Here is a 24,860-nt window from a genome sequence, read left to right on the forward strand (position 1 = left end):
ACCGTCCCACCTCCCGGGTGCTTCCCACCGGCCCAGCCCCGCGCCCCGCGCCCCGCGCCCCGCGCCCCGCGCCCCGCGCCCCGCGCCCCGCGCCCCGCGCCCCGCGCCAAGATCGTGCTGTTTCCCGGGAGTAGTGGCATCCATCGCCCGGCGAGGCCACTACATCCAGGTTCGAGCGCGATCTCGGCGGGTGGAGCAACGCTCGGCGGGGCCGCGGGCGCGACTACCTCCACCCTTTCGGGCTCGAACCGGCGCGGATCGGCCCCGACGAGGTCGAACCGGTCCAGCAGACGCCGGCGCAACACCAGAAGATCAGAAATCGACCAGGCCTGACTGGTACGCGAAGACGACCAGCTGGGCCCGGTCCCGCGCGGCGAGCTTGACCATCGCCCGGCTCACATGGGTACGCGCCGTGGCCGGGCTGACCACCAGCCGCTCGGCGATCTCCTCGTTGCTCAACCCCTCACCGACCAGCCCCACCACCTCGCGTTCCCGGTCGGTGAGCGTGCCGAGCCGAGGGTGCGGGCGGGGCACCCGGGACGGCCGGGTGGCGAACTCCTGCACCACCCGCCGGGTCACCGAGGGCGAGAGCAGGGCCTCCCCCTCGGCCACCAGCTGGATCGCCCGGAGCAACTCGGCCGGCCGGGTGTCCTTGGTGAGGAACCCGCTCGCGCCGTGGCGCAACGCGTCGAAGACGTACTCGTCCAGCTCGAAGGTGGTCAGCACGATCACCCGGGTGCCGGACAGCTCCGGGTCGGCCACGATCCGGCGGGTCGCCTCGATGCCGTCCACCCCGGGCATCCGGACGTCCATCAGGACCACGTCGGGGCGCTCCCGCCGGGCGACCTCCACGGCGGCCAGCCCGTCCGCGGCCTCCCCCACGAGGGTCAGGCCCTCCTCGCTCTCCACCAGGGCCCGCAGCCCGATCCGCACCAGGTCCTGGTCGTCGGCGATCAACACCTTGATCATGAGCGCTCCTCCAGCGGCAGCCTCGCGTGGACCCGGAAACCACCATCGGCGGCAGGCCCGGCCGCGAACGACCCGCCCAGCGCGGTGACCCGCTCCCGCATGCCGGCCAGTCCGGAACCGGTGGTGGTGGGCCCGGCCTCGGCGACGCCGCGACCCGTGTCGGTCACCTCCACCTCCACCTCGGTCGGGGCGTAACGGATCCGCACCGCGGCGGTCGCCGGGCCGGCGTGGCGCAGCACGTTGGTCAACGACTCCTGGACCACCCGGTACGCGGCCAGGTCCACCGCGACCGGCAGCGCCGACGGCTCCCCGTCGATCTGCACGGTGACCGGCAGCCCCGCACCGGCCAGCCGGTCCCGCAGCGCCGGCACCTGACCCAGGCCCGGCGCCGGCGCCCGATCGGCCGGGCCGTCACCTCGACGGACCACCGCCAGCGTGACCCGCAGCTCGTCGAGCGCCTCCTTACTGGTACCACTGATGGCGGCGAGGGCGGTCTGCGCCTGCTCGGGCCGCTTCTCCAGCAGGTGCAGCGCGATCTCAGCCTGCATGTGGATGGCGGCGAGGCCGTGCCCCACGACGTCGTGCACCTCCTGGGCCACCCGCAGCCGTTCACCGTCGGCCAGCCGGCGGGCCTCCTCGGCCCGGGCGCGGGCGGCGGCCTCCCGGCCGAGCCGCACGGTGGTCCCGACCGCGAACGGCACCACGACCCAGGCCACCGCCGGCATCAGCCCCAAAACTCCCAGCGAGCTGGAATCGGTGAAGACGTGCACGGTCAACAGCACGAGCGCCGCCGCGGCACCGATCGCCGCCGGTCGCAGGGTGCGGTGCGCGGCGACGCTGTAGACGGCGACGAGCAACGACAGCAGGATCGGCCCGTACGGGTAATCGAGCACCAGGTAGGCCGCGACGGACAGGACGGTCACCGCCAGCGTGACGAACGGCCACCGGCGCCGGACGGCCAGCGCCAGCGCGGCGACCACCACCGGCACGTACGCCGAGCCGTCGGCCGTCACGCTCTGTTCGGCGGTGGCCGGACCGGTGCCGACCAGCCCGACGACGAGCAGCGCGAGGGCGAGCGGTAGGTCACCGGCGATCTCCCGCCACCCGGGCCGTCTCCCGTCCACGCCCATCCTCCCGTCGAAACCCGTCGTGCCCACCCGCAGGTCGATGCACCGCCGACGCTGAGGAGCGTCCGGCGCGACGGCCGGACAACCGGCCTGCGGGCCGGTCGGTGCAGCAGGGCCGCCCGGCCCGGCAGCGGCGCGGCGATGGCGTTGAGCAGATTCTGCACCCCGGAGCGCCCACGCCGACGTTCCCGAGCCTGCCGGCCAGGATTCCGCTCGTCGGGCCCGCGCGCGTCGGTCGGCGGACGGCTCTTCGACTACGCGTCACGACGTAGCCCACCCAGCCCGCGGCATCGGACGCCAGGCCGGGACGGTCCGGCCTGGCCGGGCGGGCGGACCGGGCCGGGCCGGGCCGGGCGGACGGACCGGGCCGGGCGGGCGGGCCTGGCCGGGCGGGCCTGGCGAGGCCACCGGGCCCGGGCGGCGGGCCTGTCGGGACGACCGGGCCGGGCGGGACGAGGGGCCGGACAGGACGACCGGGCCGACCGACAGGAGCGAGCCGGGCGGCACCGGCTCAGACCGCGTCGAGGACGGCGGCCTCCAGTCGGGTCCGGGTCGTCTCTTCGGGCCAACCCCCGACCAGATAGAAGGTGTCGACCACGTCCCCGCCGAGGGTGGCGATGCGGGCGGCTCGGACCTGGGCGCCGGCCTCGTCGAGCGCCCGGGTCACCCGGTAGAGGAGCCCGGCGGCGTCGGCGGCGCGCAGTTCCAGCAGCACCGCGCCGGTGGCGGCCTCCCGATGCCAGACCACCCGCGGGGCGGCGTCCGACGCGCGGGCCGCGAGGGCCCGGCCACGGAGGCGCTGGGTGACCGAGACGTCACCGGCGACCGCCCGGCGCAGGTCGGCGCCGACCGCGATCGGATCGGGCGCCAGGCCGTAGCGTGGCTGCACCCGGCACTCGACCAGGGCCCGCCCGTCGACGGCCGTGGCGTCCGCCGCGACCACCTCCAGCCGGTGCAGGGCCAGGCAGCCGGCCACCGTGGCGAGCAGACCGCGGCGGTCCGCGGCGGCGACGGCCACCCGGTCGTCGCTGACCCGGATCACCGGCAGCGGTTCGGCCAGCAGCGCCCGGTCCGGCGCGGGTGGGGCCGGCAGGGCGCCGGTGTCGAGTGCGGTCCCGACCCGGGCGACCAGCTCGGCGACGAGTCTGCCCTTCCACTGGGACCAGGCGGCGGGGCCGGTGGCCGCGGCGTCGGCCCGGACCAGAGCGTGCAACAGGTCGAGGGTCGCGGGGTCACCGACGGCATCCGCCACCCCGGCGATGGTGACCGGGTCGGCGAGGTCCCGCCGGGTCGCCACGTCGGGCAGCAGCAGGTGCAGCCGGACCAGACTGCCGATCAGCGCCACCTCCGGCTCGCCCAGCCCGATCCGGGCCGCCACCGCCTCGGCGATCGGGGCGCCCACCGTGCTGTGGTCCTCGGCCTCCGTGCCGGGCCCCGGTCCGGGCAGCCCCTTGCCGACGTCGTGCAGCAGCGCGGCGAGCAGCAGCAGGTCGGGGCGGTCCACGTCCCGGATGTGCCGGCTCGCCTCGCACGCGGTCTGCACCAGGTGCCGGTCGAGGGTGAACCGGTGCACCGGATTGTGCTGGGGCAGGCTGCGCATCCGGGTCCACTCCGGCAGCCAGCGGTCGACCAGCCCGAACCGGTCGCAGGTCTCCCAGGCGGGCACCAGGCCGGGGCCGGCGCCGAGCAGGGTGATCAGGGCGTCCCGGGCCTCGGCCGGCCAGGGTGCGGGCAGCGGCGGGCAGTACGCGGCCAGCCACTCACAGGTGGCTCGGGCGATCGGCAGCCCGGTGGTGGCCGACGCGGCCGCCACCCGCAGCGACAGGCTCGGGTCCGGGCGGGCGTCGATGGCGGTGCGGGCCAGGACGAGTTCCCCGTCGTGCTCGACCACGTCGCGGGCCACCGGACGGCGTACCGGGCGGGCACCGCCGGGCCGCGACCGACCGGCCCGCAGCCGCTCGACCGCGCGGAACGCGTCGTCGAAGGCGTGGCTGACGGTACGGGCGTCGCCGGCGACCCGGCGCAGCAGCAGGTCACCGTCGTGCCCCACCCCCGCCGCGCCTAGCCGGGGTTGCCGCAACCCGAGCCGGGCGGTCACGCCGTCGCGCTCCTGCGCGATCAGGCGGTCCACCCGGCGGCCGGCTTGCTCGTGCAGGGCGTCGCGGACGTCCAGCAGTCGCAGATGCGCGGCCCGTACGGCGGGGCGCAGCGCGTCGGTGACCCCGGCGGACGCGATGGCGTGCAGGACACCCAGGTCGCGTAACCCGCCGGCGGCCTCCTTGATGTCACCTTCGAGCAGGAAGGCCAGTTCGCCGTGGGCCCGCCAGCGTGCGGCGGTGATCTCCCGCAGGCTGGGCAGGCGACGTACCGCGGTGCGCCGCCAGTGTTCGGCGGCGGTGCCGATGAGGGAGTCGGCGAGCGCCGCGTCGCCGGCGACCAGGCGGGCGTCGAGCAGGCCGAGAGCCACCTTGACGTCCTCCCGGGCCACCGCGAGCGCCTCGGCGACGGTACGCACCGAGTGGTCCAGCCGGAGGCCGGCGTCCCAGACGGGATACCAGATCGAGGCGGCCAGCTCGTCGATGCCGGGTACTCCGGCGTGCAGCAGCACCAGGTCGAGGTCGCCGTGCGGGGCGCACTGCCGCCGGCCCAGTCCACCGACGGCGATCAACGCGACCCCGGGACGTGGCGGCAGCAACGCGGTGAGGAACCTGTCGTACCCGTCCGCGCGCTGCCGCCGCGCCTGCTCGCCGATGCCGGAGACGACGACCTCCTACACAGCGTCGAGGCCGCGCTCGCCGGTACGGACCCGGACGACCTCGTCCACCGAGGTCACCCAGACCTTCCCGTCACCGATCTTGCCGGTACGAGCGGCCGCGACGATCGCGTCGACGATCTTCTCGACGTCGATCTCGTCGGTGAGCACCTCGACGCGGATCTTCGGTAGGAACTCGACCGTGTACTCGGCACCCCGGTAGACCTCGGTGTGCCCCTTCTGCCGCCCGTACCCCTGGACCTCGCTGACGGTCAGCCCGGCCACGCCCAACGCGTGCAGGGCCTCCTTCACCGCGTCCAGCTGGTACGGCTTGATGACCGCGGTCACCAGCTTCATGTCCAACCCCTCCATCCGAAAACGTTAACCGGCGACCTTCTCGCTGACCGGAGTGGCGGTCCCGCCGCCCGGCTCGGTGCCACCGGCCACGGGCGCGCCGATGCCGGCCATCGCGAACGCGCCGCCGCTGCCGCCGGCCGGGGAGAGGTCGTACGCGCTCTCCGCGTGCTCCGCGATGTCGATGCCGTCGGCCTCGGCCTCGGCGGCCACCCGGAACCCGATGGTCTTCTCGATCAGGAAGGCGAGGGCGTACGCGATCACGAAGGAGATGACGGTGACGATCAGCGCGCTCAGCGCCTGCACGCCGAGCTGGGTCGCTCCGCCGCCGTAGAAGAGCCCCTCCCGGGAGACGAGGGAACTGACCGAACTGGTGCCGAAGAGCCCGATCCAGAGGCAGCCGATCCAACCGCCGACGAAGTGCACCCCGACCACGTCGAGCGAGTCGTCGTAGCCGAGCTTGTACTTCAGGCCGATGGCGAGCGCGCAGACGGCGCCGGCCACCAGCCCGAGCAGGACGGCGGCCCAGGGTGCGACGAACGCACAGGCCGGCGTGATCGCGACCAGACCGGCGATCGCGCCGGAGGAGGCCCCGACCAGCGTCGCCTTACCGTTGCGCAGCCACTCGACGATGATCCAGCCGAGGACGGCAGCGCCGGTGGCCACCTGGGTGTTGAGGAACGCGATGGCCGTGGTCGAGTCGGCGGTCAGCTCCGAACCCGCGTTGAACCCGAACCAGCCGAACCAGAGCAGGCCGGCGCCGAGCGCCACCATCGGCACGTTGTGCGGCTTCATGGCGTCCCGTGGCCAGCCGACCCGCTTGCCGAGCACCAGCGCCAAGGCGAGCGCGGCCGCGCCCGCATTGATGTGGACCGCGGTGCCGCCGGCGAAGTCGAGCGCGCCGAGCTTCGCGCCGATGAAGCCACCGCCCCAGACCATGTGCGCGACCGGGAAGTAGACCAGCGTCGCCCAGCCGAAGGCGAACAGCAGCCAGCCGGAGAACTTCGCCCGGTCCGAGATGGCGCCGCTGATCAGCGCGACCGTGATGATCGCGAACATCATCTGGAAGGCCATGAAGACGTAGAGCGGGATGCCTGTCTCACCCCACAGGTCGGTCTCCGCCATGAACGTCTTGGTGCCGAGATACTGGCCCAGGTCACCCCAGATGCCGTTCTGATCGTCACCGAAGGCCACGGAGAAGCCGTAGAACAACCACAGGATGGAGATGAGCCCCATCGACGAGAAGCTCATCATCATCATGTTCAGGACGCCCTTGGACCGGTTCAGCCCGCCGTAGAACAGCGCCAGCCCCGGCGTCATGAGCAGCACGATCGCGCTCGAGATCAGCAGCCACGCGGTGTTGCCGGTGTCGATCGTCGGTGCATCAGGCACGCTGGCCTCCTATAGGTGGAATTCCCTCCTTTGCGGCTTCCGGGGCAGCGTCGCCCGTACGCCGGCTGCCGAGAGCCTGATCGTCTGCTGTTTCACCTGGGGACTCCGGTGGGTTTCCGTTCCATGACGGGTTGTTTCGTATGTGTGACGGCCGGCATCCGCCCGGGAGGTATCGGCGGTGACGGGTCGGTCAGAGCTCGACCCACGACCCGAGGACGCTCCCGGGTGCGGTTCAGCGCAGTGCGTACTCCAGCGCGTGCCGCTCGTAGTCGAGCAGCCGCAGGTCCCGCATCGGCCGGCGCAGGTGCCCCTTGTGCACGATCCGCACGAACGCCGGGTCCCCGGCGGCGGCCATCCGGCGGATGCCTTCCACGTGGTCGACGATCCGCTTGCGGATGGTGCGGATCAGCCGGTGCCGGTCGCGGGGGATCAGCCCGTACGCGTCGGCGAAGAGGCGCAGCCGGCGCGGCCTGTCCGGATGCCTCCAGCCGAGGGTGATCGAGTCCCGGTCGGCGAAGATGGGCACCCAGGTCCAGGCCGCGTACGCGACGTCGTAGATCCGGGCGCCCGGCGAGGCGAGGTCGAAGTCGATCAGACCTAGGGTGCCGTCCGGCCGCCAGATGACGTTGTGTGGGGCGGCGTCGTGGTGGCAGATCACCTCGGTGTCCGGCGGTGGCGGCCCGAACGAGCGCCAGACCGCGTTCTGCGGCGGCACGAAACCGTACTGGGCGTCGTGGAACATCCGCAGCATGGTGGCGACGGTCACCAGCGCCTCGTCGGTCACCCAGTGCGGGGCGAGCGGGTACTCCCCGCACTCCCCCTCCAGGTACGACAGGACCTCCCGGTTGCGCTCGTCCATGCCGAGCGCGCGGGGCGCCCCGGTGAATCCGACGTACTCCAGATGGCGCAGCAGGGCGTGCACCGAGGGGGTCCACGGCCCGGCGTTGCGCCGCACCGTGTCACCGACCCGGACGACGGTGCTCACGTTCCCGCCGTGCAGCGGGATCTCCTGTGACGTCACGTACGGTCTCCCCAGGCGCCGCGAGGAGTGGTTCGGGTCGCGCCAGTCCACGTATGCGCGATCGTCAGTGCCCACCCGAGCCTACGCGTCCCGTGCCGCGGGTTCGGTGCCGAGCAGCGCGTCGACGAACTGGGCCGGGTCGAACGGCGCCAGGTCGTCCGGCCCCTCGCCGAGACCGACCAGCTTCACCGGGATGCCGAGCTTGCGCTGCACGGCGATCACGATGCCGCCCTTGGCGGTGCCGTCGAGCTTGGTGAGCACCACGCCCGTCACGTTGACCACCTCGGTGAACACCCGAGCCTGCTCGAGGCCGTTCTGGCCGGTGGTGGCGTCCAGGATGAGGATCGTCTCGTCGATCGGGCCGTGCTTTTCCACCACCCGCTTGACCTTGCCGAGCTCGTCCATGAGGCCGACCTTGTTCTGCAGGCGGCCGGCGGTGTCGATGAGCACGGTGTCCACGCCGCTGTCGATGCCGCGCCGCACCGCGTCGAAGGCGACGCTGGCCGGGTCGGCGGCCTCCGGGCCGCGGACCGTCTCGGCGCCCACCCGGCTGCCCCACGTCTCCAGCTGGTCGGCGGCGGCGGCGCGGAAGGTGTCGGCCGCGCCGAGCAGCACGCTCCGGCCGTCGGCGACCAGCACCCGGGCGATCTTGCCGCAGGTGGTGGTCTTGCCCGCGCCGTTGACGCCGACCACCATCAGCACGGCCGGTACGCCGTCCTTGCGGGCGGTCTTCAGCGAACGGTCCAGCGTCGGGTCGAGGGCGTTGACCAGCTCGGCGGCGAGCAGCACCTGCAGCTCGCCGGCGGTACGCGTGCCCAGCACCCGGGTGCGCTCGCGCAGCCGGTCGACGATCTCGCGGGTGGCGTCGACGCCGACGTCGGCGGTGATCAGGCTGTCCTCGATCTCCTCCCAGGTGTCCTCGTCGAGGTGCTCCCGGCTGAGCAGGCCGAGCAGCCCCTTGCCGAAGACGGTCTGCGAGCGGGACAGCCGGGTGCGCAGGCGGACCAGGCGGCCGGCGGTCGGCTCCGGGACCTCCAGCACCGGCGCCGGAACCTCCACGACGGGCGGCGCCTCGACCAGCACTCCCGTTGAGAGATCCGACTCCGGTGCCTCGACGGGCGGACCGGCTAGATCCTCCTCCGCCCGTGTGTCGATCTCCGTCGTCGGCAGCGGTGGCTCCGGGCGGCGGCGCAGGCGCGGCACGACCAGCCCGAGTGCGCCGAGGACCAGCACACCGAGCAGGACGAGTGCGATGAGGAGGTAATCCGTCATGCCGAAATCCTGTCAGATGCCGGCGACGACGTCCCAGCCACCGCACCCGGGACCTGTCCGGTGGCGGCGGTAGTCTCGGTCACAGCCAGCAGTGGTGCGACCGCCGGCCGGGTAGGGAAAGATGAAGTCCGCTCATCCCGGAGGTCCTGCCATGCCTGCCCCCCACCTGCTCATCGGTCCGCTGCTGCGCCGGGTGGTAGGGACACGCGCCACCGTCTGGGTCGAGACCGCCGCGCCCGCCGTGGTCCGCGTCCGCACCGCGCACGGCGCCGGTGGCAGCGCGCACACCTTCACGGCGTACGACCACCACTACGCGCTCGTCGTCGTCGAGGGACTGGACCCGGACAGCGCCACGACGTACGAGGTGCTGGTCGACGACGAGGTGGTGTGGCCGGAGCCCGGTTCCGGGTTCCCGCCGAGCGTGATCCGCACCCGGGCCGCCGACGACCGGGACCAGCCGGTGCGGTTGCTCTTCGGCTCCTGCCGGGAGACCACCCAGCACGCCACCGCGCGCAAGCTGCCCCCGGACGCGTTGGACGCGTACGCCCGGCGGCTGATGGTCGACTTCGAGCCGACGGCGCTGCCCGATCTGCTGGTGCTCCTCGGCGACCAGGTCTACGCGGACGTCACGTCACCGACGGTGCGCCGGCTGCTGCGGCGGCGCCGTCGCCGCCCGCGGGGCGCTCCGGCCGACCAGGTGGTCAGCTTCGACGAGTACACCAAGCTCTATCTGGAGTCCTGGCGCGACCCGGAGATCCGCTGGCTGCTCTCCACCGTGCCGAGCGTCATGATCTTCGACGACCACGAGATCATCGACGACTGGAACACCTCGGCGTCCTGGCGGGCCGACGCCCGGCGGCAGCCGTGGTGGGCCGAACGGATCGGTAGCGGACTCGCGTCGTACTGGGTCTACCAGCACCTCGGCAACCTCTCACCCGACGAGATCGCCGCCGACCCGCTGCTCGCCAAGATCGTCGCCGCCGAGGACGCCACCGGCGTGCTGCGCGAGTTCGGCGAGCGGGTCGACGAGGAGTCCGACCTCGCGCACGACACCGGGCCGAGTTGGTCCTCGGCCCGCGACCACGGGGTTCGCTCCGCTCACTCCGCGCCCGGGCCCGTGCACGCGCGCAGTTACCAGTGGAGCTACGCACTCGACCTGGGCCGGACTCGGCTGGTGATGCTGGACAACCGGTGCAGCCGGGTACTTGCGCCGACAAACCGGGTGATGTTGCCGCCCGGCGAGTGGTCCTGGTTCCTCGACCAGGCGCACGGCGTCTACGACCACCTGGTCGTCGGCGCCTCGCTGCCCTGGCTGCTGCCGCCGGGCATCCACCACGTCGAGGCGTGGAACGAGCGGCTGGCCGACTCCCGGCGGCCCTGGGTCGCCCGCGTCTCCGAGAAACTGCGTCGCGGGCTGGACCTGGAGCACTGGGCCGCGTTCCGCCGGTCGTTCGAGGCCCTCGGTGCGACGTTCGCCCGGATCGGCAGCGGCAGCCCGGGCCGCACGGGTGACCGGGTGGGCGCCGGGCCGGCGTACGCCCCGCCGGCGTCGATCAGCGTGCTCTCCGGCGACGTACACCACTCGTACGTGGCGCGCGCCCGGTTCGACGATCCGTCGGTGACCACACCGGTGCATCAGCTCACCTGCTCCCCGATCCACAACCAGGTGCCGGCCGCGATGCAGCCGCTGATGCGGATCGGCTGGTCCCCCGGCCCTACCGGGGCGGCCTGGGCGCTGGCCCGGTCGGCGGGCGTACGCAGTCCGGGCCTGCGTTGGCGAAAGTTGGCCGGTCCCTACTTCGGCAACGCCATCGCCACTCTCGTGCACCAGGGGCGGGACGCCGAGGTGATGATCGAGGGCACGACGAGCGACGGTCACCTGCGACCGGTCATGCGCCAGCGGCTCACCGACGCGGCCTGACCGTCGGCCCCGTACCCTCTAGGCCGTGGACGAGCACCTGGAGACGCTGCGGGCGGTCGAGCACGAGCTGACCGCCCTGCTGCGACGCGGTCGGGCGGTTTCCTGGGAGGTCGCCCGGGAGGTGCACCAGAATCTCGAACCGAACGCCTACGGGCTGCTGCTCTGGCTGCGCCGGTGCGATTCGATCCGGCTCACCGACCTGGCCGGCCGACTCGGCATCGGCAAGGGCACGTTGAGCCGGCAGATCCGGGCGCTGGAGGAACTCGGCCTGGTGCGCCGTACGCCGGACCCGACCGACCGACGCGCCTCCCAGCTGAGCCTGACCGAGGAGGGCCGGCAGCGCTTCGACGCGGCGCGGGCCGCGCGGATGGATCACATCCGGCGGGTGCTGGAGAGCTGGCCGGATCGGGACGTGGCGGAGTTCGGGCGGCTGCTCGGTCAGTTCAACGACGCCTGGTCCTGATCTCACGGGAAGGGGAATATCGGATACGTCCGGTTAGTTGTTGCTCCAGGCAACCAAAAGTTGCCTCAGGCAACTCTCTACCGGCCGGCCTCGGCGCCACCCCGCCGAAACGCCGCCCCTCCCCTCGACCAGCCCGGAGGCTGCACGATGAGCCAGGCGACAGCGCCCCCACCAACGACCGCCCTGAACATGTCCCACCGGCAGGTGCTGGAGGCCCTCTCCGGCCTGCTGCTGGGCTTGTTCGTCGCGATCCTCTCCTCGACGGTCGTCTCGAACGCGCTGCCGCGGATCATCACCGAGCTGGGCGGCGGTCAGTCCGCGTACACCTGGGTGATCACCGCCGCACTGCTCGCCACGACGGCCACCACCCCGATCTGGGGCAAACTAGCTGATCTGATGAGCAAGAAGGCGTTGATCCAGATCGCCTTGCTCATCTACGTACTCGGGTCGGTGCTCGCCGGCGCCGCCCAGGGCACGGGTGAACTCATCGCCTGCCGGGTGCTACAGGGCGTGGGTGCGGGCGGCCTCACCGCCCTGGCCCAGGTGATCCTGGCGACGATCATCGCGCCCCGCGAGCGGGGCCGGTACAGCGGCTACCTCGGCGCCGTGATGGCCGCCGGCACGATCGGTGGCCCGCTCGTGGGTGGCGTGATCGTCGACACCTCGTGGCTCGGCTGGCGTTGGTGCTTCTACGTCGGGGTCCCGTTCGCCGTGGCCGCCCTCGTCGTGCTCCAGAAGACGTTGCGGCTGCCGGTGGTGAAGCGCAAGGCGCAGATCGACTGGTGGGGTGCCACGCTGATCACCGCTGCCGTCTCGGTGCTGCTGATCTGGGTCTCCCTCGCCGGCGACCAGTTCGCGTGGATGTCCTGGGCGACCGTGGCGATGGTGGGCGGCGCGCTGGTGCTCGGCGCGCTCGCGATCCGGATCGAGACCCGCGCCGCCGAACCGATGATCCCGCCGCACCTGTTCCGTTCCCGGACCATCGCCCTGGCCACCGTCGCCAGCGTCGCGGTCGGTATCGGCATGTTCGGCGCCTCCGTCTTCCTCGGCCAGTACTTCCAGCTCAGCCGCGGAGAGAGCCCGACCATGGCTGGCCTGATGACCCTGCCGATGATCCTTGGCCTGGTGGTCTCCTCCACGCTCTCCGGTCGGGTGATCAGTCGGACCGGACTCTGGAAGCGGTACCTGGTCACCGGCTCGGCGCTGCTGACCGTCGGATTCGCGCTGCTGGGCACGCTCCGCGCCGACACGAACTTCGCGCTGCTCAGCGGCTACATGGCGTTGGTCGGCATCGGCCTGGGCATGACCATGCAGAACCTGGTGCTGGCCGTGCAGAACACCGTCCGCCCGCACGAGCTGGGCGCGGCCAGCAGCGTGGTCGCGTTCTTCCGCACCCTGGGCGGCGCCGTCGGCGTGTCCGCGCTCGGCGCGGTCCTCGCCCACAACGTGAAGGGCTACCTGGCCGACGGTCTCGCACGGCTCGGGATCCCGGCCGCAGGCTCGGGGGGCGGTGCCCTGCCGGACGTGCACGCGCTGCCCGCCCCGATCCGGGCGGTGGTGGAGGGCGCGTACGGCCACGGCGCCGGCGACATATTCCTCGCCGCCGCACCCTTCACCCTGCTCGCGCTGATCGCGGTGAGCTTCATCAAAGAGGTGCCCCTGCGCCGGCACAACGACGACGTGCCAGTTGTTGACAGTGAGAGGAAACTGACGGTGGCCACCGCCACGCGTACCGACGAGCAGAGGTGAGGGAGAGGTCATGAGCGTCGGAGCCCCCGACCGTGAGCAGTACGGCCCGCAAGCCCAACCGCAGCCGTTCGAGCGTGGAACAGACGGCCCGCGGGTGGTGCTGGTCGGCGTGGACGGCACCCGCACCTCCGAGCGGGCCGGCTGGTACGCCGCCGGCCTGGCCCGCCGGCAGGGCGCCTCGCTGGTGGTGGTCTTCGTCAACGCGCCGAACGGTCTCGTCGCGATGATGCCCGGCGTGGACGCCGCCGCCATCCAGCGCAGCCAGGACGAGCTGACCGCGGAGCTGCGCAAGGACATCAAGCGCGCCGCCCACGAGCTGGGCCTGCCGATCACCTTCGAATGCCGGCGCGGCGACCCGTACAACGAACTGCGCGACGCCGCCGACGAGTTCCAGGCGGACATGGTCGTCGTCGGCGCGTCGGAGCAGGCCGGCCACCGGCTGGTCGGCTCGGTCGCCACCCGACTCGTCCGCACCGGCCGCTGGCCCGTCGTCGTGGTGCCCTGACAAACCCACTGGCCCGTTCTCAGGGGCCCGGAGAGGATGGTCGGCATGACTTGGACCGCACCGGCCGTCGTCCGGACCCCTGAGATCACCGTCGGCGACGAGCGCGCCATGCTCGAGAGCTGGCTCGACTACCACCGGCAGACACTGCTGCTCAAGTGCGCGGGACTGACCGCCGAGCAACTGCGCACGGCCAGCGTCGAGCCCTCCGGGCTCACCCTGCTGGGGCTGGTCCGCCACCTGGCCGAGGTGGAGGCCTGGTGGTTCCGGGAGAACTTCGCCGGCGAGACGGTGGACTACCCCTACTTCACGCCGGACAACCCGGACGCCGACCACGACGTGCGCCACGCCGACGCCGAGGCCGACCTCGCCACGTTCCACCGCGAGGTCGAGCTGGCACGGGCCGCCGCGGCCGGCCGGACGCTCGACGAGACCTTCACCGAGGTGGGCCCGAAACGGCGCACGTTCAACCTGCGCTGGGTCTACCTGCACATGATCGAGGAGTACGCCCGGCACAACGGGCACGCCGACCTGATCCGCGAGCGGATCGACGGCGTCACCGGCGACTGAGGCCGGCGGTCAACAGCCAGCTCAACGCTGCCGTGCCCACACCGCCGTTCACCGTGACGGAGGTGCCGGGACTGTGCTGATCCGGGCCGGCCAGAACCGCCGCCGCGGTCGGCTCAGTAGGCCAGCGCGGCTCGCAGGTAGCGCAGGTCACCGTGGCCGGTCCAGCGGTGGGCGGAGAGCCCGGCCGCCCGGGCACCGCGTACCGACCAGTCCTCGTCGTCGGTGAAGAGCACCCGGCCGGGCGGGGTGGCGACGGCCTGGCAGGCGGCCTGGAAGTACTCCTTGGCCGGCTTGTTCACGCCGAGCCGGTACGAGCTGACCACCGCGTCGAACTCGCCGGTCAGATCGAGCGCGGCCAGGTCCTCCTCCAGCCGGTCCGTCGCGTTGGTCGCCAGACCGACGCGGATGCCGCCGGACCGGGCGTCGCGGATGAAGTCGAGCAGGTCGCCGTCCACCTCGCCCCGATAGCTCTGCCACTCCTCGACCGCGGCCCGGGCGCGCTCCGTGCCGCCGGCGGGTCCCGTCAGCGCGTCGGCCACGCTGGTCATCCAGTCCGCGTGGCTGACCTGCCCGGTGAGCACCGGCTGGAGCCGCCCCCACTGCATGGCGATCTCGAGGAGCACGCCCCCGGCCAGGCCGTAGCGCTGCTCCACCCCGGCGGCGACCGCCGGATCCCAGCGTCGCAGTACGCCGTCGAAATCCACCAGGAGCGCCGTCGCGCGTTCCCGACTCACCCGTTCTTCTCCTGCCCGTCGTCGGCCCGGTTGAGCCGCTGGCTGATCACCTGGGTCACGCCGCCGCGCATGGTCACTCCGTAGAGCGCGTCGGCGATCTCCATTGTCCGCTTCTGGTGCGTGATAACGATCAGCTGGCTCTTCTCCCGCAACTGGGCGAGGAGCGTGATCAGCCGGCCGAGGTTCACGTCGTCGAGGGCGGCCTCCACCTCGTCCATGATGTAGAACGGGCTGGGCCGGGCCCGGAAGATCGCCACGAGCATGGCCACCGCGGTCAGGGACCGCTCACCGCCGGAGAGCAGCGACAGCCGCTTGATCTTCTTGCCCGGCGGCCGGGCCTCCACCTCCACGCCGGTGGTGAGCAGGTCCTCCGGTTCGGTGAGCACCAGTCGGCCCTCGCCGCCGGGGAAGAGCACCTCGAAGACCTGCTCGAACTCGCGGGCGGTGTCGGCGAACGCGCTGGCGAAGACCTCCAGGATCCGGTCATCGACGTCCTTGACCACAGTGAGCAGGTCCCGGCGAGTCGCCTTGAGGTCCTCCAACTGCTCCGAGAGGAACTTGTAGCGCTCCTCCAGCGCCGCGAACTCCTCCAGCGCCAGCGGGTTCACCTTGCCGAGCAGGGCCAGCTCGCGCTCCGCCTTGGCGGCTCGTTTCTCCTGCACCGGGCGCTCGTAACGGACCGGCTCCGGCACCGGCAGGCCGTCCCGCTCGGCGGCGGCCACGTCGGCCTGGGTGGGTGGGACGAGCTGTCCCGGTCCGTACTCGGCGACCAGGGTCTCCACGTCCAGGCCGAAATCCTCCGCCGCCTTCGCCTCCAGCTGCTCGATGCGCAGCCGTTGCTCGGCGCGGGCCACCTCGTCCCGGTGCACCTGGCTGGTCAGCCGTTCCAGCTCGGCGCCGAGCCGCTTGGCCGCGCCGCGTACCTCCTGCAGCTCCGCCTCCCGCGCGGCCCGCTCCCGCGCCACCTCGTCGCGCTGCTCCTCGGCCGCGGCGATCGAGGTGGTCAGCTGGACGAGGGCCGCACGCGCACCCCCGGCGACCGCCCGGGCGATCGCCGCGCCCCGGGTCCGGGCGGCGCGCCGGGCCGCGGCCCGCTCCCGCGCCGCCCGCTCCGCCGTCGCCTGCCGCAGCAGCGAGTCGGCCCGGCCGGCGATCGAGGCGACCCGCTCCTCGGCGGTACGCACCGCGAGCCGGACCTCCATCTCGTTCTGCCGGGCCTGGGGCACCATCGCGGCGAGCTGGTCCCGCTCGTCGGTGGAGGGCTCGGCGTCGAGCGGGGTCTCCTCGGCCAGCCGGAGCCGCTCCTCAAGTTCGTCAAGGGCCAGCAGGTCCCGCTCCCGGGCCGCCTCCGCGCGGGCCCGGGACTCGCCGAGGCGCTCGCACTCCGCCTTCGCCGAACGGGCCGCCGCGCCCAGCTCGGCCAGCCGGCGCGCGGCGGCGTTGCGGTGGCTCTCCGCCTCCCGCTTGGCGGCGGCGGCGTGCTGCACCACCTCCTTGGCGGCAGCCACCTCGGCCCGCGCCTCCGCCAGCTGATCCCGCAACTCGGCCGCGGTCTGTTCGGCGACCGTCCGGTTCGCCCGGGCCTCCTCGACCGCAGCCTGCACCTCGATGTAGCTGGGCGCCTTCGCCGAACCGCCCGCCGCCGCGTACGCGCCGACCACGTCACCGTCGGGCGTGACCGCGCGCAGCTCCGGGTTCTCGGCGACCAGCTCGGCGGCCGCGGCGAGGTCGTCGACCAGCACCACGTCGCGCAGCGCGCGGTGCACCGCCGGCCGCAGCTGTTCGGCACACTCGACCAGGTCCGGGGCCCAGCGCGCGCCGTCCGGCAGCTTCGGGCGCAGCGCGTCGACCGGGCCGGCCATGCCCGGGCCGGCGGGACCGCCGACCAGCAGGCCGGCCCGACCGGCGTCGGAGATCTTCAACAGCCGCATCGCCTCTACGGCCTCGTCCACACCGGTCACCGCGACCGCGTCGGCCAGGCCGCCCAGCGCGGCGGCGAGCGCGGCCTCGTGGCCCGGCGCGACGGTGAGCAGGCCGGCGAGGCTGCCGAGCAGGCCCGGCACGTCACCGGCCCGAGCGAGCAGGGCGCCGGCTCCGTCCTTGCGGCGCAGGCCCAGGGCGAGCGCCTCCTCACGTGCCTTCCAGGTGGCGGCATCCTTCTCCGCGGCGCGCTCGGCGTCCGTCAGGGAACGAACGGCCGCCTGGACCCGCTCGTGTGCGGTCACCGCTTCGGCGTGCCGCTCGTCGAGGTCGGCATTGTCCCGGTCCGCCTCGGTCGACTGGGCGGCCACCGCGTCCAGGTCGGCCTGCGCCTTCTCGGCCCGGCCCAGCGCGTCGGCATGGGCGGCGGCGAGCCGGTCGATCTCCTCCCCACCGCTGGTGGTCCGGGCCCGGGCGGAGTTGACCTGGCCCGTGAGCCGCGCCAGCCCTTCCCGCCGATCCGCGATCGCCTTGGCCGCCGCGACCAGTTCCCGCTCGGCGGCGGCGAGCTGCCGCTCGAGCTCCTGCCGGTGCTCGACGGCCTCGGCGAGCCGGATCTGGTCGTCGGTGAGCGCGGCGCGCAGCTCCTCCTCCTGCTCGCGTACCCGCTCCGCCTCCGCCTCGAGCTGGTCCGGGTCACGGCCCGGGCGCTCGTCGTCCGGGGTCGCGCTCAGATGCCGCAACCGTTCCAGAGCCAGCTGCTCGATCGACCGGAACCGTTCCTGGAGCGCGGAGAGCTTGTACCAGGTGTCCTGCGCGGCGGCCAGCAGCGGGGCATCCTCGGCGAGGGCCGCCTCCAGTTCACCGAGGCGTCGCTGCACCTCGGTGTGTTCGGCCTCGACGTACTCGCGCCGCTCACGCACCGCGGTCTCGTCGGCGATCTCCTTGTCGAGGGTGGTGCGGAGCGTGGCGAGGTCGTCGGCGAGCAGCCGCAGCCGGGCATCGCGCAGATTGGCCTGGATGGCGGCGGCGCGCCGGGCCACCTCGGCCTGCCGGCCCAGCGGCTTGAGCTGACGGCGCAGCTCAGCGGTGAGGTCGGTGAGCCGGTTGAGGTTGGTCTGCATCGCGTCGAGCTTCCGCAGCGCCTTCTCCTTGCGCTTGCGGTGCTTGAGTACGCCGGCCGCCTCCTCGATGAAGGCCCGCCGATCCTCCGGCTTGGCGTGCAGCATGCCGTCGAGCCGGCCCTGACCGACGATGATGTGCATCTCCCGGCCGATGCCGGAGTCGGAGAGCAGCTCCTGGATGTCGAGCAGGCGGCACGAGTCGCCGTTGATCTCGTACTCGCTCTCGCCGGAGCGGAACATCCGGCGGGTGATGGAGACCTCGGTGTACTCGATCGGCAGCGCGCCGTCGGTGTTGTCGATGGTCAGCGTGACCTCGGCCCGGCCCAGCGGCGCCCGCCCCGCGGTGCCGGCGAAGATGACGTCCTCCATCTTGCCGCCGCGGAGCGCCTTCGCGCCCTGCTCGCCGAGCACCCAGGCGATGGCGTCGACGACGTTGGACTTGCCGGAGCCGTTCGGACCGACCACGCAGGTGATCCCCGGCTCCAGCTTGAGCGTCGTCGCGGAGGCGAAGGACTTGAATCCCTTCACCGTCAGGCTCTTGAGATACACCTTCTCGATCCTCGTCCGGTGGCCGCCGTACCGTCGCCGGCTGCGCGGACCTGGTGAACTCGCAGACTAACCCGGCAGACCCGAGGCCCCGCTACGCGACCCGCCCCGAGGCGTCGCCGTGCGGGCCCGGGTCCGCTCCCCGGCACCCGGATCCTCCGGCGGCTCGTATCCGTCGACAAACACAAACGTTATTCGCGCCGGGGCGGAATCGTCGCACGTTTCCCTCAGTGATGATCGTGCCACTCAGCGGAACGGCGACAAGATCGAAAAATGGGCACCCGGGAAAGACGTGGAGACAAAGCTGCGCGCCGGCACGGATGTGTCGGCGCGCGTTTTGCGTGGTGCGATTCAGTTTTCCGACGCGATGATCAGGTGAGCGCGGGCTCGGCGAGCCGGAGCAGATCGTCCGCCTCGTTCGCTGCGGCAGCGAGCCGATCATTCTCGGCACGCAGACGCGTGAGCTCGAACTCCAGTGCCTGAACCCTGGCACGCAGTCGGGTGACCTCGTCGAGCAGACGCCGGTCGGGCGCTGCACCTACGTGGCCGTAGAGGGCCTTCGCCATGTTGACTCCTTGATATGCGCTGCCGGAAAGGCCGGCCAACGCGCGCCCATGTGTTCGCGACTACCATTCCAGGCTGTATCTGGGCATGGCCGGGCGCGACTGGCGACACCTATATATTGAGCCGCAAACCCCCTTGTCGTCAAGTTTTCGCAGGCCGTAGATCATCTCCACGTCGACCTGTCCACTCGTTGGGGGGCTGCCACGAGGCACGGACACGCTCTGTCCGGACTCCCTAACAGTACGCCCGCGATGGCGGGAAGTGCGTCCCCGGGTGACCGCTATCCCCTTAACTCTTTCTTAGCCGCGTTGCCGCAGGTCGCAGGGCACCCGTAGCGTCAGCGCGGCCCGCAACCGACCCGTGGAGGCGACAGGCGTGTACGGCTGGACCGACCCGAACGACCCGGAAGGCGCGAAGCGGCGCCGAGAGCCACCCACCGACGAACCGGCCTGGCTCACCGACCGTCCCGCACCCCGGTCGGCATACCTGTTCGGCGACGACCCCGACGCACCGGCCGACACCCGGCACGACGAGCGTTCGACGGACACCTGGCGTAACGACCAGCCGACGAGCACGTGGCGCGACGAGCCGACCGGCCGATGGGCGAGCGAACCGGTGCCACCGGTCGAACAGTCGTCGGACGCTCACCGCGACCTCCCCACCGGCGCCTGGTCCGCACCGGATGCGTCCTGGTCCGCGCCGCACCGCGGCTGGTCGGGCCAGGAGCCCGATCACCAGCCGACGGAACAGATTGGCGGATGGCGCTCCGCCGACCGGCCCGGCTCCGGGGAGGCGACCCACGGCTGGTCCGACGGGATCCGGCCGGACGAGCGCCCAGCCGGCCGCACCGGTTGGTCGAGCGAATCGGCCGGTTGGTCCGGCGAGGCCGGGGACCGCTCCGGCGGGGCGACCGACGGCTGGTCCCCGGGGTACACCGCCGAGCAGCCGGCGTACGGCGTACGACCGGACCGGTGGGACGCCGACCCGACGACCGACTCCCGGCGGCCTGCCGTCGACGACACCGCCCAGCTGTACCCGGTCAGCACGGACGCGGCCGACGGCCAGCCACGCACCGCCCCGGCGCAGCCGGCTCCCGAGGGGCGGCACCGTTCCCGGCGTCGGCTTCCCCGGCCGCTGCTCATCGGTGGCGCCGCGGCGGCCGCCACCCTGGTGGTCAGCCTCGGCGTCGGCGCGATCGCGCTGCCCGGTGGTGGCGGCGGCGAGGTCGACGCGACAGCGGTGGACGACACCGTCGCCGCCGCGCCGGTCGTACCCACGGAGGCGGCACCGGCCCCGGCGACCACCTCCGCCTCCCCGACGGCCTCGCCGAGCACCGTGCGCCCCACACCCTCGGCCAGCCGGACGACCCGGCCCACCCCGTCGCAGGCCCGGACCACGGCACCCTCGCGGCGCAGCGTCGAGCGCAGCATCGCACCGAGTAGCGGCGGCGCCACGAACGCCCCGAGCGGCAACGTCAGCGCCCAGGCGCGCGAGGTGGTCGACCTGGTCAACGCCGAGCGCGCCAAGGCGGGCTGCAAGGCGCTGAGCATCGACGACAAGCTGATGACGGCGGCCCAGCGGCACAGCCAGGACCAGGCCGACCACGAGAACATGTCGCACACGGGCAGCGACGGCAGCGACCCCGGCGACCGGATCGACCGGGTGGGCTACCAGTGGCGCACCTACGGCGAGAACGTGGCCTGGAACCAGAAGACCCCGGCCGCCGTGATGGACGCCTGGATGAACAGCCCCGGACACCGGGCCAACATCCTCAACTGCGCGTTCACCGAGATCGGCGTGGGGATCGCGAGCAGCAACGGGCCGTACTGGACGCAGGACTTCGCCGCTCCGCGCTGACCGCCGGAGGGACCGCGCGCGACGCTCCGCCCGGCCGGGTGGGGCGTCGCCACGCGAACCGGCGAGTCGTCCTCGGGTCCGTGCTCGTTCACCGGGTGAGGTACGCCGACATGGGGCGGCGTACCGGTGCGGGCGGCGAGGGCGCCGTCCGGGACCCGGGAGCTGCCGATGCGGATCCGGCTGCGACGAGGCGCCGGCCGACTGCGCCGAGTGCTGTCCACCGGCGTCGCGCTGGTCCTGCTCGTCCCGGTGTGTGCCTGCCGGATCGAGCTGACCCCGCCCGGGTCACCGACCCCCTGGCCGGCCGCGTCGGCTCGCCACTGGCAGTGGCAGTGGCAGCTCAGCGGACCGGTCGACCCGGATGTGGACGCCGACGTCTTCCTGCTCGACGCGGTGCGCACCACCTCGGCCGAGACCGCCGAGCTGCGCGCGCGTGACCGCCGCCTGATCTGCCAGGTGCACGTCGGCTCGGTGGGCGCCGACGAGCCGGATGCCAGTCGCTTCCCGGCGGGCGTCCGGGGCTCGGCCGGCCATCGCCCGCAGAGCCGCTGGCTGGACGTACGACGGTGGGACGTGCTCGAACCGGCGTTGGCCGACCGGTTCCGGCTCTGCCGCGGCAAGGGCTTCGGCGCGGTCGCGCTGGCCGACGCGGACGCCTACCTGTACCGCTCGGGTTTCCCCCTCGACTTCGACGACCAGCTGGAATTCAACCGCCGGTTGGCCGGGCTCGCCCGCTCGCTGGACCTCTCCCCCGGGCTGATGAACGACGTGCCCCAACTCGCCGCGCTCGCCCCGGACTTCGACTTCGCCGTCAACGAGGAGTGCGTACGGCTGGCCCAGTGCGGGAAGCTGCTGCCGTTCGTCGACGCCGGCAAGCCGGTCTTCCACGTCGAGTACACCGGCACGACCGAGGAGTTCTGCGTCACCGCTGTCGGCTACGGCTTCGCCTCGATGCGCAAGCAGCGGGCCCTCGACGCCTGGCGGGAACCCTGCGCGCTGCCCTGACAGCCCGGCCGCGCCCGCGCCGGAATCGCCGCTCCCCGCGCGACCGCGGTGGTCAGCCGCTCCCCGCGACCGCGGTGGTCAGCCGCGAAGTGTCGTCCGGGGCCGCGGCTGGCAGCGCGGGCAGCTGTACGAGGACCGGTTCATGAACGGTTCACGACGGATCGGGGTGCCGCAGCGCCGGCACGGCTCGCCCTCGCGTCCGTAGGCGTTGAGCGACCGGTCGAAGTAGCCGCCCTCACCGTTCACGTTGACATAGAGGGCGTCGAAGCTGGTGCCGCCCGAGGAGATCGCCTCTCCCAGCACGTCGCGGACGTGCCCGAGCAGCCGTTGCGCGGCCGGGCCGGTCAGCGCGTCGGTGGCCCGGGCGCCGTGCAGCCGGGCACGCCAGAGCGCCTCGTCGGCGTAGATGTTGCCGACACCGGAGATCAGCGTCTGGTCGAGCAGAGCGCGCTTCACCTCGGTATGCCGCCGGCGCAGCGCGGCCACGAAGGCCGCGTCGGAGAAGAGCGGGTCCATCGGGTCCCGGGCGATGTGCGCGATCTCGACCGGCAGTTCCGCCCCGCCCTCGCTCACCGCCAGCCCGCCGAACGTGCGCTGGTCCACGAAGCGCAGCTCCGGGCCATCGTCGGCGAACCGGAACCGGACCCGCAGATGCGGCTCGTCGGGCGCGTCGGCGGGCTGCAGCAGCAGCTGACCGGACATGCCGAGATGCCCCACCACCGCGTCGCCACTGTCCAGCGGCAGCCACAGGTACTTTCCCCGGCGCCGTACGTCCAGCACGGTCCGGCCGGCCAGCACGTCGGCGAAGTGCACAGCGCCCAGGAGGTGCCGGCGTACGGCCCGCGGGTGGCGTACCTCGACGGAGCTGATCCGGCGTCCGGTCACCCACTGGGCGAGCCCCTGCCGGATGGTCTCGACCTCGGGCAGTTCAGGCACGGATCGGGTCCGATCCGGCAGCGTCGTCGCCCCGCGTACCGTCGGCATCATCCGATCGGTCGGTCACCCCGGCCTCGGAGTCGGCCTGCCCGTCCTGCTCCGCCTGCTCGGTGAGGGTCCGCCAGGCCGCCTCGGCGGCCCGCTGCTCGGCCTCCTTCTTGCTCCGCCCCTCGGCGCCGCCGTACCGGTTGCCGGCGACCACCACCCAGGCGGTGAACGTCTTCAGGTGATCCGGTCCGGTGCCCTCGATCCGGTATTCAGGTACGCCCAGCCCGAGCGCCGCCGTGAGCTCCTGCAGGCTGGTCTTCCAGTCGAGCGCGGCACCCCGTCCGGCCGACTCGGCCATGAGCGGGTCGAAGAGCTTGTGGATCACGGTGGCGGCGGTGTCCAGGCCGTACTGGAGGTAGATCGCGCCGAGCAACGCCTCCAGCGTGTCGGCGAGGATGCTCGCCTTGTCCCGGCCACCGGTGGTCTCCTCGCCCTTGCCGAGCAGCAGGTAGGCACCCAGCCCCTCGGGGCCGAGGCCACGGGCCACGTCGGCCAGGGCCCGCATGTTGACCACGCTCGCCCGCAGCTTGGCCAGCTGACCTTCGGGCAGGTCGGGATGGTTGTGGAAGAGCGCCGTGGTGATCACCACGCCGAGGACCGAGTCACCGAGGAACTCCAGCCGCTCGTTCGTGGGCAGGCCGCCGTTCTCGTACGCGTAGGAGCGGTGGGTCAGCGCGCGCTCCAGCAGCTCCGGGTCCAACGAGATGCCGAATGCGGCCTCGAGGTGCCCGACGGACGCCCGTCGCCGCTTGTCGTTGCTCATGGTGTGGTTACCTCGGTGTCGATGATGTGGTCGTGGCCCTTCCAGGCGTGCCCGGCGAGCAACGCGGCCATCTGGTCGGTGGCGCGGTGCCGCCACAGGTGGGCGGCGAGTGCGATGCCGGACGCGACGTCGGCGGCGACGGCGGCACCGTGGCAGACCACCACCGTGCCGGAGACGCCGAGCAGGGCCGCGGCCCGGGGAACGCCGCCGCCCGCCGGGGGGCCACCGGCCATCGCGTACGCGCCCTCGACCGCCTTGAGCAGCACGTTACCGGTGAACCCGTCGGTGACCACGACGTCGGCACGCGCGCCGGACGAGACGTCGTACCCCTCGACGAGACCGACGTAGCGGGCATTGCAGGGCAGCGGTTCGGCGGCGAGCACAGGATCGGCGGTGCGCCGGGCCCGGTCGCCCTTGCCCGCCTCGGTGCCGACGGAGAGAAGTCCGACCCGGGGTGCGTCGACCGCGTGCGCCACGGCGGCGTACGCGGCCCCGAGCACGGCGTGCCGGGCGAGGATGCCCGCGCGGGGCTCCAGGGAGCCACCCACGTCGAGCAGCACCACGGGACCGCCGACCGCCGGCAGGGTCGCGACGAGAGCCGGGTTACGAATCGTCGGCCAGCGACCGAGACCGAGCGCGGCGGCGGTGACGGTGGCGCCGGTCGAACCGGCGGACACCATGGCGTCGGCGGTACCGTCGCGTACCGCGGCGACGGCTTCGCGAACGGTGCTCGCCTCGCGTGCGGCGCTGGGGTGGTCGGACATCCGGACCGCGGCGCGAACCGGGCGCACCGTGACCCGGGCCCGGTCCACCGGGTCCAGGGCGGCGATCACCGCGTCGGCGGCCTCGGACGGGCCGACGAGCAGCAGATTCAGGTCCGGATCGGCGCGTACGGCCCGCAGAGCGCCGTCAACCACGACGGCGGGAGCGTCGTCCCCGCCGAGGAGGTCAACGGCGATCCGCACGGTGCCCGGCTCCATCGGAACGCCGGCCGGAACGGACCGGCCGGCGTCGGAGGGAGCCGGGGCACCGGGCGATTGCCAGGGCGCGCGCGCCGCCCGACCAGGGGTCGGGGGCGTCACTCGGCGTCCAGGTCAGACCTCGAGGACCTGACGGCCGTTGTACGTGCCGCAGACGGAGCAGGCGGCGTGCGGCAGCTTCGGGGACTTGCACTGCGGGCACGCCACGGTCGCGACCGCCGCGGTCTTCCACTGCGCCCGGCGGGACCGGGTGTTGCTGCGCGACATCTTGCGCTTGGGGACGGCCACGGT

General features: G+C 73.0%; 21 protein-coding genes. 7 read left to right on the plus strand and 14 right to left on the minus strand.

The features are described 5' to 3' along the window. Positions 1-312 precede the first annotated feature (312 nt). The 7 genes from AB0F98_RS03265 to ftsY form a co-directional block, all read right to left on the minus strand. The gene (locus AB0F98_RS03265) at positions 313-969 is read right to left on the minus strand and encodes a response regulator transcription factor (RefSeq protein ID WP_357727851.1); all 657 of its coding nucleotides are present in this window, start codon (positions 967-969) and stop codon (positions 313-315) included. Further along, complete coding sequence (locus AB0F98_RS03270) at positions 966-2,093, minus strand: sensor histidine kinase (RefSeq protein ID WP_357727854.1); 1,128 nt, start codon at positions 2,091-2,093, stop codon at positions 966-968. The genes AB0F98_RS03265 and AB0F98_RS03270 overlap by 4 nt, the downstream gene beginning before the upstream one ends. Positions 2,094-2,607: 514 nt before the next feature. Beyond that, a complete protein-coding gene (locus tag AB0F98_RS03275) occupies positions 2,608-4,848 on the minus strand; it encodes a [protein-PII] uridylyltransferase (protein WP_357729055.1) in 2,241 nt (746 codons plus the stop codon). 18 nt (positions 4,849-4,866) lie between these two features. Continuing rightward, positions 4,867-5,205 (minus strand): P-II family nitrogen regulator, encoded by a 339-nt coding sequence (locus AB0F98_RS03280; RefSeq protein WP_076470586.1) that lies wholly within the window; start codon positions 5,203-5,205, stop codon positions 4,867-4,869. Between the two features lie 24 nt (positions 5,206-5,229). After that, positions 5,230-6,594 (minus strand): ammonium transporter, encoded by a 1,365-nt coding sequence (locus AB0F98_RS03285; RefSeq protein WP_357727857.1) that lies wholly within the window; start codon positions 6,592-6,594, stop codon positions 5,230-5,232. Between the two features lie 232 nt (positions 6,595-6,826). Further along, complete coding sequence (locus AB0F98_RS03290) at positions 6,827-7,666, minus strand: aminoglycoside phosphotransferase family protein (protein WP_357729060.1); 840 nt, start codon at positions 7,664-7,666, stop codon at positions 6,827-6,829. A gap of 30 nt (positions 7,667-7,696) precedes the next feature. After that, positions 7,697-8,887, minus strand: a complete 1,191-nt coding sequence (ftsY, locus tag AB0F98_RS03295) for a signal recognition particle-docking protein FtsY (protein ID WP_357727860.1) — start codon at positions 8,885-8,887, stop codon at positions 7,697-7,699. A 151-nt stretch (positions 8,888-9,038) separates the two neighbouring features. Here ftsY and AB0F98_RS03300 point away from each other — a divergent pair, with 151 nt between their 5' ends. From AB0F98_RS03300 to AB0F98_RS03320, 5 genes are all read left to right on the plus strand, one after another. Further along, entirely contained in the window at positions 9,039-10,808 is a 1,770-nt protein-coding gene (locus tag AB0F98_RS03300; RefSeq protein WP_357727863.1) for an alkaline phosphatase D family protein, read from the plus strand. Between the two features lie 25 nt (positions 10,809-10,833). Further along, positions 10,834-11,271: a MarR family transcriptional regulator gene (locus AB0F98_RS03305; RefSeq protein WP_076470503.1), complete on the plus strand. Its 438-nt coding sequence runs from the start codon at positions 10,834-10,836 to the stop codon at positions 11,269-11,271. A gap of 147 nt (positions 11,272-11,418) precedes the next feature. Next, complete coding sequence (locus AB0F98_RS03310) at positions 11,419-13,020, plus strand: MDR family MFS transporter (protein WP_357727867.1); 1,602 nt, start codon at positions 11,419-11,421, stop codon at positions 13,018-13,020. A gap of 10 nt (positions 13,021-13,030) precedes the next feature. Further along, positions 13,031-13,525 carry a universal stress protein gene (locus AB0F98_RS03315; protein ID WP_357727869.1) on the plus strand — a complete coding sequence of 165 codons (495 nt, stop codon included), beginning with the start codon at positions 13,031-13,033 and terminating at the stop codon, positions 13,523-13,525. A 45-nt stretch (positions 13,526-13,570) separates the two neighbouring features. Further along, on the plus strand, positions 13,571-14,092 hold the full coding sequence (locus AB0F98_RS03320) for a DinB family protein (RefSeq protein WP_357727872.1): 522 nt from the start codon (positions 13,571-13,573) through the stop codon (positions 14,090-14,092). Positions 14,093-14,205: 113 nt separating this feature from the next. Here the strand turns inward: AB0F98_RS03320 and AB0F98_RS03325 are convergent, their stop codons facing one another. From AB0F98_RS03325 to AB0F98_RS03335, 3 genes are all read right to left on the minus strand, one after another. Next, on the minus strand, positions 14,206-14,826 hold the full coding sequence (locus AB0F98_RS03325; RefSeq protein ID WP_357727875.1) for an HAD-IA family hydrolase: 621 nt from the start codon (positions 14,824-14,826) through the stop codon (positions 14,206-14,208). Then, on the minus strand, positions 14,823-18,419 hold the full coding sequence (gene smc, locus AB0F98_RS03330) for a chromosome segregation protein SMC (protein WP_357727878.1): 3,597 nt from the start codon (positions 18,417-18,419) through the stop codon (positions 14,823-14,825). The genes AB0F98_RS03325 and smc overlap by 4 nt, the downstream gene beginning before the upstream one ends. A gap of 368 nt (positions 18,420-18,787) precedes the next feature. Beyond that, positions 18,788-18,982 carry a hypothetical protein gene (locus AB0F98_RS03335; protein WP_076470495.1) on the minus strand — a complete coding sequence of 65 codons (195 nt, stop codon included), beginning with the start codon at positions 18,980-18,982 and terminating at the stop codon, positions 18,788-18,790. 358 nt (positions 18,983-19,340) lie between these two features. On the opposite strand from AB0F98_RS03335, the gene AB0F98_RS03340 reads away from it, so the two are divergent. Both AB0F98_RS03340 and AB0F98_RS03345 read left to right on the plus strand, forming a co-directional pair. Continuing rightward, the gene (locus tag AB0F98_RS03340) at positions 19,341-20,837 is read left to right on the plus strand and encodes a CAP domain-containing protein (protein WP_357727882.1); all 1,497 of its coding nucleotides are present in this window, start codon (positions 19,341-19,343) and stop codon (positions 20,835-20,837) included. Positions 20,838-21,005: 168 nt separating this feature from the next. Next, the gene (locus AB0F98_RS03345) at positions 21,006-21,842 is read left to right on the plus strand and encodes an endo alpha-1,4 polygalactosaminidase (protein ID WP_357727885.1); all 837 of its coding nucleotides are present in this window, start codon (positions 21,006-21,008) and stop codon (positions 21,840-21,842) included. A gap of 78 nt (positions 21,843-21,920) precedes the next feature. Here AB0F98_RS03345 and mutM read toward each other — a convergent pair whose 3' ends face one another. The 4 genes from mutM to rpmF form a co-directional block, all read right to left on the minus strand. After that, entirely contained in the window at positions 21,921-22,778 is an 858-nt protein-coding gene (mutM, locus tag AB0F98_RS03350; RefSeq protein ID WP_357727888.1) for a bifunctional DNA-formamidopyrimidine glycosylase/DNA-(apurinic or apyrimidinic site) lyase, read from the minus strand. Continuing rightward, positions 22,771-23,589, minus strand: a complete 819-nt coding sequence (rnc, locus tag AB0F98_RS03355; protein WP_357727891.1) for a ribonuclease III — start codon at positions 23,587-23,589, stop codon at positions 22,771-22,773. Before rnc ends, mutM begins: the two co-directional genes overlap by 8 nt. Then, entirely contained in the window at positions 23,586-24,569 is a 984-nt protein-coding gene (locus tag AB0F98_RS03360; RefSeq protein WP_357727894.1) for a phosphate acyltransferase PlsX, read from the minus strand. The genes rnc and AB0F98_RS03360 overlap by 4 nt, the downstream gene beginning before the upstream one ends. A 114-nt stretch (positions 24,570-24,683) precedes the next feature. Further along, positions 24,684-24,857, minus strand: coding sequence for a 50S ribosomal protein L32 (gene rpmF, locus AB0F98_RS03365; protein ID WP_076470490.1), 174 nt, complete (start codon positions 24,855-24,857; stop codon positions 24,684-24,686). Between the last annotated feature and the right edge of the window lie 3 nt (positions 24,858-24,860).

Origin of the sequence: Micromonospora sp. NPDC023737, from assembly GCF_040639715.1 — a bacterium.
Taxonomy (GTDB): Bacteria; Actinomycetota; Actinomycetes; order Mycobacteriales; family Micromonosporaceae; genus Micromonospora.

Coding starts and splice junctions, on each gene's coding strand:
- AB0F98_RS03300 (WP_357727863.1), top strand. CDS start 9,039: ATGCCTGCCCCCCACCTGCTCATCGGTCCGCTGCTGCGCCGGGTGGTA.
- AB0F98_RS03280 (WP_076470586.1), bottom strand. CDS start 5,205: ATGAAGCTGGTGACCGCGGTCATCAAGCCGTACCAGCTGGACGCGGTG.
- AB0F98_RS03335 (WP_076470495.1), bottom strand. CDS start 18,982: ATGGCGAAGGCCCTCTACGGCCACGTAGGTGCAGCGCCCGACCGGCGT.
- AB0F98_RS03320 (WP_357727872.1), top strand. CDS start 13,571: ATGACTTGGACCGCACCGGCCGTCGTCCGGACCCCTGAGATCACCGTC.
- AB0F98_RS03315 (WP_357727869.1), top strand. CDS start 13,031: ATGAGCGTCGGAGCCCCCGACCGTGAGCAGTACGGCCCGCAAGCCCAA.
- AB0F98_RS03360 (WP_357727894.1), bottom strand. CDS start 24,569: ATGGAGCCGGGCACCGTGCGGATCGCCGTTGACCTCCTCGGCGGGGAC.
- AB0F98_RS03345 (WP_357727885.1), top strand. CDS start 21,006: ATGCGGATCCGGCTGCGACGAGGCGCCGGCCGACTGCGCCGAGTGCTG.
- rnc (WP_357727891.1), bottom strand. CDS start 23,589: ATGAGCAACGACAAGCGGCGACGGGCGTCCGTCGGGCACCTCGAGGCC.
- ftsY (WP_357727860.1), bottom strand. CDS start 8,887: ATGACGGATTACCTCCTCATCGCACTCGTCCTGCTCGGTGTGCTGGTC.
- AB0F98_RS03265 (WP_357727851.1), bottom strand. CDS start 969: ATGATCAAGGTGTTGATCGCCGACGACCAGGACCTGGTGCGGATCGGG.
- AB0F98_RS03310 (WP_357727867.1), top strand. CDS start 11,419: ATGAGCCAGGCGACAGCGCCCCCACCAACGACCGCCCTGAACATGTCC.